Consider the following 14,006-nt stretch of genomic DNA (forward strand, 5'->3'; position numbering starts at 1 on the left):
ATGCCCTGAGCCAACGCATCGGCATCCCTGGCCGGCACGATCCAGCCTGCGTCCCCGACGATATCGGCGGCATCCCCCACATCCGTGGCTACCACCAACGTACCGCAAGCCATGGCTTCCGCCACCACATTGGGAAATCCTTCTGCCAGGCTGGACAGCACATGCGTATCCAGGGCGCTCATCACCGCTGGAATATCCTGGCTCGGGCCGGCAAGAATCACGCTGTCCGTCAGTTGCAGGCGTTGCAACAGCGACGCCAGCGCGGTATTGGCGGCATCCATGTCGCGCCCCACCAGCACACAGCGCAAGGGCGCCTCCGGGTGGTCACGCCGCAACCGGGCAAAAGCTTCCAGCAGATTGGTGTGGTCCTTGAGCGGGTCCCAGCGAGCCACACATCCGAACAGCCAGGTATCCGCGTCCACCTTCCATTCGCGCCGCAGGCGCTCACGCCCCGCCGGATCACGCGTGAATCTTGCCAGATCGTAACCGTTGGGGACGGTCACCAGCTTTTCAGCGACATATCCCGCCTGTTCATGGCGCACGCGTGCATCCTGCGCGCAACATACGATCAAGCGCGGCAACCAGCCCGAGCACCACGCGCCCAGCCGGAATGTCAGGCGCGCCAGGCGGCTGCTTTTTTCCAGGCTAACGCCCGCGTTGCGTATGCCCCAGGCAACATTGTTCAGGCCCACGCTGCGTGCCGCCAGGCCACCGATGACATTGCCGTGATACATCCAGGTCTGCACCGCATCCGGGCGCAGGTTGCGCAACAGCTGGCGCAATTGCCGGAAAGCTCGCCACATGCCGCCGCCACGCGATGCACCCAGCGCGATCACCTCGGCGCCGGCCTCACGCAAGGGCGCGCCATAGACACCCTCATCGGACAGGGAGATCACGGTATGCTGGCAACGCGACGCACTGGCCGCCACCAGGCGCAACAGTACCGCTTCGGCGCCGCCCTGGCCCAGGCCGCCGATGATGTGCGTGACACGCAATTTTCCATCTGCAGCGGCGCCATGCACTGTCGCGCCTTCGCTTCGTTCACTCATTGATTTCACTCCTTGTCGTCCGACTGGCTGCATGCGGACGCCTGCGCCCCTAGGGTTGCGCCACGACACCCAGCTCGGCGAACAGCGCATCCCAGCGGGACAGCACCGCCTCCAGGCTGTAGCGTTCGCGCACCTGGCGCGCGCCGCGCAGGCCCAGCTCATCCCTGAGCGCGGCATCCGCCATGACGCGTGCCAGCGCCTCTTCCAACGCTACTTCATCGCCCGCCGGCACCAGCAGCCCATCTTCGCCCTGCCGCGTCATTTCCGCAGGCCCTGCCGGGCAATCAAAGGCGACACAGGGCAAGCCCAGCGCCATGGCTTCCAGCAGGGCATTGGGGAAACCTTCCACCTCCGAACTGAGGACGAAGGCATCGCCATCGGCGAGAGCATCCCAGGGCTGCGCCGTACGTCCGGCCAGTTCGACACGCGCTGCCAGACCCAGGCGCTCCACCTGCTCCTGCAGCGCAGGCCGCAACGGCCCTTCGCCCCAGATACGCAAACGCCAGTCCGGATAGCGCGGCGCCAGCCGTGCGAAGGCGTCGATCAGGAGATCGAAACGCTTGGCGCGAGTCAGGCGGCCCATGGCCATCAGGGTATGCACTTCCGTTGTGCGGGTTTCAGGATGCAGGGGCAACGGACGACGCAACAACGCGTCCGGCAAGGGGTTCGGCATGATGGCCAGGCGCCGCACGCCGGGCAGGCTGTCGCGCACCCACTGCGCCGCCGCTTCGGTCTGCACCGCAACGGCACTGGCACGCGGGTAGCACCAGCGCCGCGCCCGCGCCAGCATCTTGCCGATATTGTGTCCGGCAGCGGGATGCGTGCGCTCGCACACAATCAGCGGAATCCGCCGGCCAAAATTGGCCAGGACGGCGGCTATGTTGACGTTGGTCAGGAAAGACACAATGACATCCGGCCGCTCGCGGCGGATGAAACGCCGCAGCGCGCACAGGCGCTTCGGGCTGCGCAGCGGTCCGCTGGACGCGCCGCGCAAATCCGCCAGCCAGACCATGCGCACATTGCCGGCCACTTCGTACACACATTCACCGCGCCCGGAATAGGTTGGCATCAGAACGACATCATCGCCCCTGGCGGCCCAGGCATTGGCCAGCGTGGCCGCGACACGCTCGGCGCCGCCGCCATGCATGGAACTCAGCAGAAACAGGATTTTCATCGTGGCGGCCGCAGCGGCTCGGCGCTGATCTCTTCGAACAGGTGTTCCCAACGACCCAACACGCTTTCCACGGAAAAGCGCTCGCGCACCGCCAGGCCCGCCTGGGCCAACCGCGCCCGGCGCGCCTCATCCGGCATCAGGGTATCGAGCGCGGCCGCCAGGGCGGCGCTGTCGCCCGCAGGCTGCACCAGTACGCCATCGACATCGTTCTCGATAATTTCACGCGGCCCCGTGTCGCAATCGCATGCCACGACCGGGCAGCCGCTGGCCATGGCCTCCAACAGCGTGTTGGACAGGCCTTCCACGCGCGAACTCAGCACATAGAGATCGGCACGCTGGTACCAGTCGCCGATATTGCCGACCCGGCCGGGCAGTTGTACCCGGCCCTGCAAGCCATGCTTCTCGATGGCCAGATCCAGTGCCGTGCGCTCGGAACCTTCGCCTGCGATCCAGAGGTCCCAGTCAGGGTGCCGGGCTGCCACACGCGCAAACGCCTCCAGCAGGAGATCAAAACCTTTCAGGTAGTGCAGGCGCCCCACGGCCAGCAGGACCTTGCGCCCGGCAGCAGGCGGCTCCACCCAGGGCGACATATCTGTCAGCGGCCATTGCACCGGGTTGGGGATGACGGCAGTCCGGGTGCCGGGAATATTGCCTTCCAGCCAATTCGCCGTGGTGCGGGTCAAGGCCACCACCCGGCTGGCCTGGGGATAGCTGCGCCGCCGCAGCCAGCGCCAGAAGCGGCTGATGGGCTGAGCCGGTGGATGCGTATGCTCGGTTGCCACAACCCGGCACGGCAGGCCACGGGCAGCCAGGATCGCGAGAATGGAAGAAGTGCGCATCATGCCCAGCACGATGTCCGGCTTGCGGTCTTGCAACAGGCGGCGCAGGCGGCGCAGGCGGCGCACGTTGGCCACCATGCCGTTCCAGCCGCCGCCGCTCATGCCTGCCGTTCCCAGGACTTCGCGCCTGACGCCCAACTGCAGCGGATAGGCGTCATCCACGGTATCGGTCTGGGTAACGACCGTCACCTGCCAGCCGCGCCGGGCCCATTGGGCGGCAAGGTCGGCGGCAACCCGTTCGGCGCCACCGCCGCGCAGGGAATGAATGAAGATCAGCAGGCGACGCGCTTGGCTCGCGCCGCCCGCCGTCAGCGTATCGTTCGCGTTCCGGTTCATGGACGACTCCGTGGCGGCCCGGCCTGCCCTGCCGTCCCTGAGGACGGAGAGCTACGCCAGGCGACTATGGCATAACAGGTAAAGGAACTGGCATACATCATGACCGTGGCCAGCATGATGCCGGCCACTCCCATGACTGGCGCCAGCACGGTATTCATCACCGCCTTGACCGCAAAATTGGCAACGGCAATGGCCGCCATGATGCGATAGCGGCGCTGGCTGGCCAGGAGCTGCACCAGGACCAGCACGCCAAAATAGAATGGCAGCTGCAGCAGGCCCCAGCGGAAGACTTCCGTCACGATAACAGTGTCTTCGGCGGTAAACGCGCCGCGCTCGAACAACAGGCGCACTCCCCAGGGAGCCAGCAGCCAGCCCAGCAGCACGGCCACAAGGCCGGCGGCGATCATGGCCAGGGACCATTTCAGCGCCATCGTCCGGGCTTGCGCGCCGTCGCCCCGGTTCTGGATATCCGCCAGCACCGGCAGCGCCGCACGCCCCACGGAAACCGCGCCTATGCCCAATATCAAGGCCAGCAGCCGGGCGGCATAGCCCAGGGTGGCATTGGCATTCTGCCCCAGGTTGGCCGCCGTGTACTGATCTATCGGACCGACGAAGCTCATCGCCACCTGGCCGACCAGCATCACGCCAGCTGCCTCCATGATGCCATGCCAGCGCGGCGAGGAGCGCCCCAGCGAGGGCAAGGCCCGGACGCCATCCGCACGCGTCGCCAGCCAGGACAGCCAAACGGCCTGCAGGATGAAACCCAGCAGCGAGCCCCACATCAGAGGGCGCACGTCATCGACAGCCGGTGCCAGTATGAGCACGCACGCCAGCAGCAGCATGGCGGGAACGCCATCCAGCAGGGTGTTGACGTGCCGTTCGTAGGCCCGCAGGCGCGCCGCGCTCAGGCCTGACCAGACCGTCAGCGCAGCAATGGGAGCAAAGCCCACGATCAAATCTTCGGAAAGCGCCCGTGTAGACGCCGACAGCCCCTGCCCCGCCACTGACAGCACCCAGGGCCACAGCACCCAGGTCAACGCCGCCAGAATCAGGCCCAGCATGGCGCCCCAACCCGACATTTCCCGGATGAACAGGCGCCGCTCTTCCAGACTACCCCGCCTGCCCTGCACCAGTACGGGAATCAGGACGACGGACAGCACACCCACGAGTGTCACCGGCAGCCATGTCGCCATGGTCATGGTGAACTGATAGGCATCGACCGCCGCGCTGACGCCATAGCGATAGGCGACGGCCATTTCCTTGAAGGCGCCCATGGCCTTGCCCAGGAGCAGGAAGAACGCTACCCGGGAGGCGCCTTTGAGCACCCGGAGATGATCCGGGTGCAAGCGATGACGGAGCCGAGGCAAAATGGGGATTCCCCGCTACCGCGCCTGGATCAGCTGAGAAAGCTGATGTACCAGGGCATGGCAAGCTCCACGCCTTCGCGGATGGTTGCCGTGGGCTCGTAGCCCAGCAGGCGCTGCGCCTTGCCGATATCTGCCTGTGAATGCCGCACGTCGCCCGCACGGAAATCCCGGTGCACCGGCGCCTTGGTGTATTCCACGCCGTTGCGCTGCAGCGCACCGCGCAGGATTTCCACCAGTTCGTTAAGCGAGGTCCGTGCATTGACGGCCACGTTGTAGACCTGATTCAGGCTGTCGCCTTCGGAGACAGCCGCCAGGATGTTGGCCTGGACGGCATTGTCCACGAAACAGAAGTCACGGCTGGTTTCGCCGTCGCCATTGATGAACAGATCTTCGTCGCGGATCATCGAGGCCACCCACTTCGGAATGACCGCGGCATAGGCGCCGTCCGGGTCCTGGCGCGGGCCGAAGACATTGAAATAGCGCAGGCCCACGCTCTTCACGCCGTAGGCGCGGCCGAAAACATCGGCATATAGCTCATTGACGTACTTGGTCACCGCGTAGGGAGACAAGGGGCGCCCGATCAGGTCTTCGACCTTCGGCAGGCCCGGATGGTCGCCGTAGGTTGAGCTGGAAGCCGCGTATACGAAGCTGGCCACGCCCGCTTCCTTGGCCGCGATCAGCATGTTCAGGAAACCCGAAATATTCACCGCATTGGTGGTCGCCGGGTCGGCCAGCGAACGCGGCACCGAACCCAGGGCAGCCTGGTGCAGGACGTGGTTGACGCCAGCCATGGCGCGCTGGCAGGTTTCGAGGTCGCGGATATCGCCCTCGATAAACTGGAACCGCGCCCACTGTGCCGGCGTCACACGCGACTGGACTTCGTCCAGGTTGCGCTGGTAGCCAGTGGAGAAGTTGTCCAGCCCGACCACGGTCTGGTCGAGCTTCAGGAGTTTTTCCAGCAGGTTGGAACCAATGAAGCCGGCAGAGCCGGTCACCAGCCAGGTACGGGGCGACTGCTTCAGCGCTGCCTGTACGGATTCGAAACGGGTCATGAATACCTCTTACAAGCGAAGATCGGAGTCGTCCGCGGACAACACGTACTTCAAGTCATACAGAACATGTTCGGGCTTGCCCAGCTTGCGGATGGCGGCGGCGCCCATTTCCACGAACTGGTGATGCGACACGGCCAGGATGATGCCATCGTATTCGCCAGCAGCCGGCTGCGCCACCAGCGTGATGCCGTATTCATGCTGCGCCTCGGCCGGGTCCACCCAGGGATCGTACACGTCCACGTCGACGTTGTAGTCCTTGAGTTCCTTGACGATGTCCACCACGCGCGTGTTGCGCAGGTCCGGGCAGTTTTCCTTGAAGGTCAGGCCCATGATCAGTACGCGTGCACCCTGCACCTGGATGCGGCGCTTCATCATCGCCTTGACCAGTTGCGACACCACATAGCGGCCCATGTCGTCGTTCAGGCGACGGCCCGCCAGGATGATTTCCGGGTGGTAGCCGATGGCCTGCGCCTTGTGCGTCAGGTAGTAAGGGTCCACGCCAATGCAGTGGCCGCCCACCAGGCCCGGGCGGAACGGCAGGAAATTCCACTTCGTGCCCGCCGCCTGCAGCACCGCTTCGGTATCAATGCCCATGCGGTTGAAGATCAGCGCCAGTTCGTTGATCAGCGCGATGTTCACGTCGCGCTGCGTATTTTCGATGACCTTGGCCGCTTCCGCCACGCGGATGCTCGGCGCCTTGTGCGTGCCCGCCACAATGATCGAGCCATACAGCTGGTCCACCAGCTCCGCCACTTCCGGGTTCGAGCCAGAGGTCACTTTCTTGATGGTGCTGACACGGTGCTGCTTGTCGCCCGGGTTGATGCGCTCGGGGCTGTAGCCCGCATGGAAGTCCGTGCCGAACTTCAGGCCCGACACTCGTTCCAGCACCGGCACGCAGTCTTCTTCCGTCGCGCCAGGATAGACCGTCGATTCGTAGATCACGATATCGCCGCGCTTGAGCACCCCGCCTATCGTTTCGCTCGCCTTGATCAGCGGCGTCAGGTCCGGGCGCTTGTAATCGTCGATCGGCGTCGGCACCGTCACGATGTAGACGTTGGCCTGGGCCAGTTCCGACTTATCGGCGGAAAAACGCAGCTGGGCAGCCTCGGCCAGTTCCGCATCGCTGACTTCCAGCGTGTGGTCCTTGCCCTGCTTCAGTTCGGCAATGCGCGCCGCATTGATATCGAAACCAATGACCGGGCGCTTCTTGCCGAATTCGACGGCCAGCGGCAGACCAACGTAACCCAGGCCGACAACGGCCAACTTCACTTCATTCAGTACCAAGATCATCCTCCCTGCCGCGCATGCGGCAAGCTTTTCAATATGTGATTCAACGCCGCTGGCGCGAAGCCGAGGGCAACAGCAGCCAGCGCGGACGGCGCCAGGACACCAGGCGGGAATACAGCCAGATATACGCACCCGCAAATGCCAGCATCCCGCCGCACAAGGCCCAGGCGTTATCCCACCAGAGCGTGGCAGGCGCCAGCACCACCAGTGTCAGCACCCACAGATAGGGTGAAGTCATGGCGTTGCAGAAAGCCGGCACTTCCTGGCGACGGTGCCGGCTAAAGGTGGAGCGCACCAGCCTGCGGAACACCAGCTGGTGCAAGTGCAGGGCATCCGGCTGGTCCACCGGGACGCCGCGCTTGAAGCGGCGGCGCCAGATCGAGAAAATTGTCTCGAAAATGGGATAGAACAACACGGCCAGCGCATAGAACGGCGATACGGACGGATTCCGAACCACCAGCAGGACGGCCAATTCGGCCAGCATGAAACCCAGGAAATAGGCGCCGCCATCCCCAAGGAAGACTCGGCCGAACGGGAAATTCCAGACCAGAAAGCCCAGCGTGGCGGAAGCCAGCGCCGCCGCGATCATCGAAATGGGCATATCGCCCACCTGCAGCGCCACCAGTGCCAGCGACACGGCGATCAGTGTGGCCACCATGCCTGCCAGGCCGTTCATGCCATCTACGATATTGAGCGCATGCGTGCAGCCCCCGACGGCGAACATGGTGAACACCAGCGATACCGGCCAATAAGAAAGAATGACGTCGGCCCAGCCGATACCGACGCGGCTGACGCCGCCCAGCAGCCACCAGGCGATGGCCGCCGACAGGAACGCTGCCAGCAAGCGCTTGCTGGCGCCGATATCCTTGGTGATGTCTTCCAGCAGGCCGGCGACAAAAACCGGCAACGCGGAGACAAACAGCGCCGGCCAGAGCCAGCCTAAGGTCATGTTGCCCGGCCCCAACACCAGCAGGCCTGCCAAAGAACCTGCCAGCACCGCCAGACCACCGACCCGCGGCGTGGCACGGCTGTGGGAAGCTTGCGGCTTGTTGAGATCCGCATCACCGGTAAATGCGCCATGCCAGCGCTCGGAAGCCACAATCAGCCCTCCGACCACGAATGCCACGACACAAATGGATAGCCAGGTCACACAGTCCCCCGATAAGCACCCAGAGCAACATTTGAAGTTAATGCTGCAAACTGGTTCCCGCGCAGTTGCATTTGCGCAACATCACGCACAAATAGACACAGAAGCCCATGCCCGCATGCGCCATCCGGCGCCTGCGTATCAAAACCATCGCCCCTTGATGAGGAATGGCGATGGCGGCTCATTCTACTGCGCCTGCCCAGGGCATACATCACCAATATGAGCAAAAAAGCCGCTATTCGGCCGGTTTTTGGCAAACGCATGTAAGCCAGCCCCTGCCACCGCCCAAGCTGATTGCCACCAGGCCAGACCAGGGTCGGCCCTGAGCGACCGGAAATGCCATGCCCTGCGCTGAAAAAACAAAAAAAAGGCCCGAGATTTTGCAATCTCGGGCCAAATCCACCAAAGGAGGAGGGTGGAGGAGACAACCGTGGCATGCCTTTCAGGCCTTGCAAGCACTAGGGACTTTCCCTGTAGCACCTGCCCTGAATGAACCGGGGTTTTCACCGCGCCGCTTCATCTGTGGCATCCATGGGTTGAATATTAAAACAGTTTTTGGTGCAACGCAAGAACTCTATCCAGCCCACTAACGTTTGATTGCAAAAGCTTATTTCCAAAATTCGCTGCAATGCAGCATTTTTCCTCGAAAAAAATTTTGTGTCCCGCGCCGAAACCACAAGAGGGATAACCCTGAAAACCCGCACCGGTGCTTTCCCGGACGTGAATTGCAGCATCCGGGCCACTCGCTTTCCGGTCAGCATCCCTGCCGGGTTTTCCCGGCTTGCGCGTTGCATCAAGACCCGTATCTATACCAGACATCGCCCCAAGGTTATGATGTCGCCATCACACCACACTCGCTGACAAGGTTCATCATCATGGAATGCACCATCGACTGGGGCGGCCCCGACGGCATGCTTTTTGTGGCGCGCACGGGTAGCGGCCACGTCACCACCATGGATGGCGCGCCCGAAGGCGGCGGCAACAATCTGGCTCCGCGTCCCATGGAGCTGCTGCTGGCGGGTGCCGGCGGCTGCGCATCCTATGACGTCGTGCTGATCCTCAAGCGCGGCCGCCATGCCATCAGCGGCTGCCGGGTTGCGCTGCAGGCCGACCGCGCCGACACCGACCCCAAGGTGTTCACCCGCATCAACTTCCATTTCACCGTGACCGGCCGCAATTTGCCGCGCACAGCGGTGGAGCGTGCCGTCAGCCTGTCACATGACAAGTATTGCTCGGCCTCCGCCATGCTTGGCAAGACCGCCGAATTGAGCTGGTCGCTGGATATCGTCGAAACCCATCCCGAGGACAATTGAGATCATGCGCCAGTACGAAGACTTCCTGCGCCACGTCCATGAAAATGGCACGATCAAGACGGATCGCACCGGTACCGGCACGCGTTCGGTCTTCGGCTATCAGATGCGCTTCGACCTGTCGCAGGGCTTTCCCCTGATCACCACCAAGAAGCTTCACACCAAGAGCATCATTCTTGAGCTGCTCTGGTTCCTGCGCGGCGACAACAATGTCCGCTGGCTGCAAGAACGTGGGGTCAGCATCTGGAATGAATGGGCCGACGCCGATGGCAACCTCGGCCCGATCTACGGCGTACAGTGGCGTTCTTGGCCCACGCCGGACGGCGGCCACATCGACCAGATCAGCCAGGTGCTCGAGCAAATCCGTTCCACGCCCGATTCACGGCGCATGATCGTCTCTGCCTGGAACGTCGCGGAAATCCAGAACATGGCGCTGCCGCCCTGCCACGCACTGTTCCAGTTCTATGTCGCCGACGGACGCCTGTCTTGCCAGCTTTACCAGCGCAGCGCGGATATTTTCCTGGGCGTGCCGTTCAATATCGCCAGCTACGCGCTACTCACCCATATGGTGGCCCAGCAGACCGGCCTGCAACCCGGAGATTTCATCTGGACTGGCGGCGATTGCCATATCTACAGCAATCACGAAGAGCAGGTCGCGCTGCAACTGTCGCGCGAACCCTACCCGTACCCGCGCCTGGAAATCCTGCGCAAGCCCGATAGCCTGTTCGACTATGCGCTGGAAGACTTCAGCATCGTCGATTACCAGAGCCACCCGCACATCAAGGGCGCCGTTGCCGTCTGAGCACGGCGCTCCTGCCTTCGCAGCGCTGGCGGGCAGCACATGCTGCCCGCCAGCCACCTCCGCCCAGCACGGCGCCCTTCCACTACCCCAACGAGACGTACTGATGTCCGCCAAGCTCGCTGCCCCCGATCTGATCGTCGCCTATGCCGCCAATCGTGTGATAGGCCGCGACAACACACTGCCCTGGCGGCTACCGGGCGACCTGGCGCACTTCAAGCGTTCCACGCTGGGCCACCCGGTCATCATGGGGCGCAATACCTGGGAATCCCTGGGGCGGCCCCTGCCCGGCAGGCTGAATATTGTGATAAGCCGTAACTCTTGTTACGAAGCGGCCGGCGCCAGCGTCTATCCGTCACTGGAAGCGGCCCTGGCGGCTTGCACTGCCGAGGCATCGCCCTATATCATCGGCGGCGCACAAATCTATCGGTTAGCCCTGCCCCTTGCCCGACGCGTTGTCGCCACAGAAGTTCATGCCAGCATCGAAGGCGATGCCTACTTTCCCCAACTGCCTGGGGATGAGTGGATGGAAACATCTCGCAGTGAACGGCAAACTGAAAATGGCTATGAATACGACTTTGTCGTTTACGAGCGCAAGACATCACCGGCAGCCGCCTGACAGCCACCCAGTCATCAAACCTCGCAACTAGGAATCCCTTCGACCATGAAGAAAACCCCCATTGCCATCGCCGTCGTCGGCGTACTGGCTGTCGCCTATGTCGGCAGCTCCTGGTATCTCGGCACCAAGATCGAAAAGATGGTGGATACCCAGATCACGCGCCTGAATAGCCGCCTGGCATCGGAGTTTGCGCTCAATGGCATCGACACGCCGCCCTACCTCGAGAAGGTCAGCTACGAACGTGGCATCTTCTCCAGCGAAGCGCGCTACCGCGTCGGCATTCGTGGCGAAGAAGGTTCCCTGGTCCTGCACGACGCCATCAGCCACGGCCCGCTGCCCTGGGCGGCCCTGAGCCACGGCATGTTCGCGCCGGCGCTGGCCTTCAGCAAGACCACCGTGGATGCCAATGATCCCAACGCCGCCAAGGCCAAGGCATTCTTCGGCGACAAGGAACCGTTCATCGGCTACACCCGCATTGGTTTCGGCCAGACCATCGCCTTCGACTGGAAGATCTCCCCGGCCAAGCACAGCACCGAAGAAGTCTCCATTGACTTCGCTGGCCTCAACCTCGAAGGCACGGCCTCGACCGACGGCCAGGAATGGGATGCCAAGGGCGGCAGCGCTGGCCTGACCGTCAATGATCTCGAAGGCGAGAACCCCTTCCGCCTGTCGTTCGGCAAAATGGACTTCGTTGCCAAGACCGAGCGCAGCGCCTTTGACATCGGCGTGGGCACCAGCTCCCTGTCGATCGACGACTTCCTCATCGACAATATCGACAACAACTCTGACCGCAAGATCTCGATCAAGCGCATCGGCGTGACTTCCGGTGTTGCCGAAGAAGGCAAGACCGCCTTCAACGCCAATGCCGTCTATTCCGTCAACGGCATCAACATCGGCCAGCAGGACTTCGGCGACGTGGTGCTGGACGCTCGTCTCAACCGCCTGGACGGCGCTGCCCTGCAAGGCCTCTACAAGGCCTACGAAGACCTGATGGAAAGTGGCAAGCTGCGTACCATCAGCGACCCGAGCCAAATCCTGACCATGCCCGGCATCCAGGACAACCTGATCGGCTTGCTCAGCCAGGCGCCGCAATTGCTCGTCACGCTGGACACCACCAATACCGCAGGCAAATCCACGCTGGACCTGGCTGTGGACACGGCTGCGCCTGCCAAGCTGAACCAGCCTGGCCCGGAAATCATCAAGCGCGTTCACGCAACGCTGACGCTGGACAAGAACATGGTGGCCGAGAGCTATCAGCGCTTCCTGATGATCGACGGCATGCCTGCTGATACCGCCAAGGAACAAGTGGAAGCCACGCTGCCGGCCGCCATGGAAAGCCTGGTCGAGGAAGGCGCCCTGACATTGACCGACGACGGCAAGTACACCGGCTACATTACCTTCGAGAACGGCAGCCTGGTCATCAACGGCGATGAAGTCCCACCCTTCATGATCCCGCTGTTGTTCGGCATGCTGGCCAGCGGCTTCGATTCGCCCGAGATTTCCCAGGGCAGCGCTCCCGAACTGGAAGAATTCCGCTTCGAGGAAGAGCAGGTCGTTCCGCAACAGTAAAGCCATGCGTTGCCGTCCATGACGGCATCATGCAAAAAGCCCGATCATGTGATCGGGCTTTTTTATACCGCTCCAGCGTGGCCGCAGGCCGCGGCCCGGCCCGGAACCGGGTTCAGCCGTTGGCCACGCTCGAATAGGCGCCTGCATCCAGCAGGGTGTCAATATCGTCGAAGGCATCCGGTACGATACGGAAAATCCAGGTCGTATAAGGATCGCTGTTAAGCCCCGAGGGATCGTCAGCCAGGTCTTCATTGAAGGCCACGACACGGCCCGCGACCGGGGCATGGATATCGGAAGCAGCCTTTACCGACTCCACCACGCCAGCCACCTGGCCGGCCTGCAGCGTCTGCCCTACCGGCACATCGCCCACATACACCACATCGCCCAGCTGGTCTTGCGCGGGATCGGAGATCCCCACGATACAGCTATCGCCATCGCGCAGAATCCATTCATGGGTGGCGGCATAGCGCCTGTCGTCAGGTATGTTCATGGTTAGTGACCTCTCGGCGGAAATCGTGAAATCAAGCCGCGATCATACAGGATAGGCCTGCCGCGCCGGCAAGAAAAAGCCATGCCCGGCATGGCAGCCGGGCATGGCGCTTGGGAATGCATTCCCGGCTGCGCAAGCGCCCACGCGGGCGCAGGCGCATGCCTATCAGCCAGCCAGTGCGGCTTCGTAGCGGCGGGACACTTCGGCCCAGTTCACCACGTTGAAGAACGCGCCGATGTACTCGGGACGACGGTTCTGGTACTTCAGGTAATAAGCGTGCTCCCAGACGTCCAGGCCCAGGATGGGAGTACGGCCGTCGATCAGGGGGCTATCCTGGTTGGCGCTGCTTTCGACTGCCAGCTTGCCGGCCTTGTCCACGGTCAGCCAGGCCCAGCCGCTGCCGAAGCGGGTCAGTGCAGCCTTGATGAAGGCTTCCTTGAAGGCTTCGAAGCCACCCAGTTCGTTTTTGATCGCGTCAGCCAGCTTGCCCGTCGGCTCGCCGCCACCGTTCGGGGACATGACGGTCCAGAACAGCGAGTGGTTGGCATGGCCGCCACCGTTGTTGCGCACGGCACCCTGCACGGCTTGCGGCAGGCTGGCGAAGTTGCGCAGCAGGTCTTCCACGGGTTGCTCGGCGATGCCGGCCCCTTCCAGCGCAGCATTCACGTTGTTGATGTAGGTCTGGTGATGCTTGGTATGGTGGATCTGCATCGTTTCCGTGTCGATGTGCGGCTCCAGCGCATCATAGGCATAGGGAAGGGGGGGAAGGGTATAAGCCATTGAATTCTCCTGTTGTACTGCTGCAGCCGGACGGACAGGCGCAGCGCGCCCTTCCAGGACTACAGCAACGTTGCTCTTCTTGCCACCGCAATGATGGCAGAATCCGGGGCATAACGTCCACCCTCCCCAACCTGCGGGAGGGCATCCGCATACCCTCTAAGCATACGCGATCAACAGGAAATTGGCCT

Annotated in this window: 13 protein-coding genes and 1 pseudogene; 4 read left to right on the top strand and 10 right to left on the bottom strand. The window is 62.9% G+C overall.

Annotated features, from left to right (window positions below; genetic code table 11):
- Positions 1 to 44: 44 nt before the first annotated feature.
- The 8 genes and pseudogenes from ACEW7X_RS14165 to ACEW7X_RS14200 all read right to left on the bottom strand — a co-directional run.
- Positions 45 to 1,211, bottom strand: a pseudogene (locus ACEW7X_RS14165) (glycosyltransferase); the annotation flags it as partial.
- A complete protein-coding gene (locus ACEW7X_RS14170) occupies positions 1,099 to 2,223 on the bottom strand; it encodes a glycosyltransferase family 4 protein (RefSeq protein ID WP_420177344.1) in 1,125 nt (374 codons plus the stop codon). The gene ACEW7X_RS14170 and the pseudogene ACEW7X_RS14165, both read right to left, overlap by 113 nt.
- Positions 2,220 to 3,398, bottom strand: a complete 1,179-nt coding sequence (locus ACEW7X_RS14175; RefSeq protein ID WP_134838826.1) for a glycosyltransferase family 4 protein — start codon at positions 3,396 to 3,398, stop codon at positions 2,220 to 2,222. Before ACEW7X_RS14175 ends, ACEW7X_RS14170 begins: the two co-directional genes overlap by 4 nt.
- Positions 3,395 to 4,774, bottom strand: coding sequence for a murein biosynthesis integral membrane protein MurJ (murJ, locus tag ACEW7X_RS14180; protein WP_420177934.1), 1,380 nt, complete (start codon positions 4,772 to 4,774; stop codon positions 3,395 to 3,397). Before murJ ends, ACEW7X_RS14175 begins: the two co-directional genes overlap by 4 nt.
- Before the next feature lie 20 nt (positions 4,775 to 4,794).
- Entirely contained in the window at positions 4,795 to 5,817 is a 1,023-nt protein-coding gene (locus ACEW7X_RS14185; RefSeq protein ID WP_134838827.1) for an SDR family oxidoreductase, read from the bottom strand.
- Between the two features lie 9 nt (positions 5,818 to 5,826).
- Entirely contained in the window at positions 5,827 to 7,101 is a 1,275-nt protein-coding gene (gene tviB, locus ACEW7X_RS14190; RefSeq protein ID WP_420177345.1) for a Vi polysaccharide biosynthesis UDP-N-acetylglucosamine C-6 dehydrogenase TviB, read from the bottom strand.
- 46 nt (positions 7,102 to 7,147) lie between these two features.
- Positions 7,148 to 8,254: an MraY family glycosyltransferase gene (locus tag ACEW7X_RS14195; protein ID WP_068367087.1), complete on the bottom strand. Its 1,107-nt coding sequence runs from the start codon at positions 8,252 to 8,254 to the stop codon at positions 7,148 to 7,150.
- Between the two features lie 500 nt (positions 8,255 to 8,754).
- Complete coding sequence (locus tag ACEW7X_RS14200) at positions 8,755 to 9,048, bottom strand: hypothetical protein (protein ID WP_257740048.1); 294 nt, start codon at positions 9,046 to 9,048, stop codon at positions 8,755 to 8,757.
- A 78-nt stretch (positions 9,049 to 9,126) separates the two neighbouring features.
- On the opposite strand from ACEW7X_RS14200, the gene ACEW7X_RS14205 reads away from it, so the two are divergent.
- The 4 genes from ACEW7X_RS14205 to ACEW7X_RS14220 all read left to right on the top strand — a co-directional run bounded on the left by ACEW7X_RS14205 (position 9,127) and on the right by ACEW7X_RS14220 (position 12,548).
- Positions 9,127 to 9,564, top strand: a complete 438-nt coding sequence (locus ACEW7X_RS14205; protein WP_068367090.1) for an OsmC family protein — start codon at positions 9,127 to 9,129, stop codon at positions 9,562 to 9,564.
- Between the two features lie 4 nt (positions 9,565 to 9,568).
- The gene (locus ACEW7X_RS14210; RefSeq protein WP_068367091.1) at positions 9,569 to 10,363 is read left to right on the top strand and encodes a thymidylate synthase; all 795 of its coding nucleotides are present in this window, start codon (positions 9,569 to 9,571) and stop codon (positions 10,361 to 10,363) included.
- 103 nt (positions 10,364 to 10,466) lie between these two features.
- A complete protein-coding gene (locus tag ACEW7X_RS14215) occupies positions 10,467 to 10,979 on the top strand; it encodes a dihydrofolate reductase (protein WP_068367093.1) in 513 nt (170 codons plus the stop codon).
- Between the two features lie 45 nt (positions 10,980 to 11,024).
- Positions 11,025 to 12,548, top strand: a complete 1,524-nt coding sequence (locus ACEW7X_RS14220; RefSeq protein WP_257740051.1) for a YdgA family protein — start codon at positions 11,025 to 11,027, stop codon at positions 12,546 to 12,548.
- A gap of 112 nt (positions 12,549 to 12,660) precedes the next feature.
- Here the strand turns inward: ACEW7X_RS14220 and gcvH are convergent, their stop codons facing one another.
- Positions 12,661 to 13,038: a glycine cleavage system protein GcvH gene (gene gcvH / locus ACEW7X_RS14225; RefSeq protein ID WP_068367096.1), complete on the bottom strand. Its 378-nt coding sequence runs from the start codon at positions 13,036 to 13,038 to the stop codon at positions 12,661 to 12,663.
- Positions 13,039 to 13,203: 165 nt separating this feature from the next.
- Complete coding sequence (locus ACEW7X_RS14230; RefSeq protein WP_068367098.1) at positions 13,204 to 13,818, bottom strand: superoxide dismutase; 615 nt, start codon at positions 13,816 to 13,818, stop codon at positions 13,204 to 13,206.
- Positions 13,819 to 14,006 lie beyond the last annotated feature (188 nt).

This window comes from Kerstersia gyiorum (assembly GCF_048595715.1).
GTDB classification, from domain to species: Bacteria; Pseudomonadota; Gammaproteobacteria; order Burkholderiales; family Burkholderiaceae_B; genus Kerstersia; species Kerstersia gyiorum.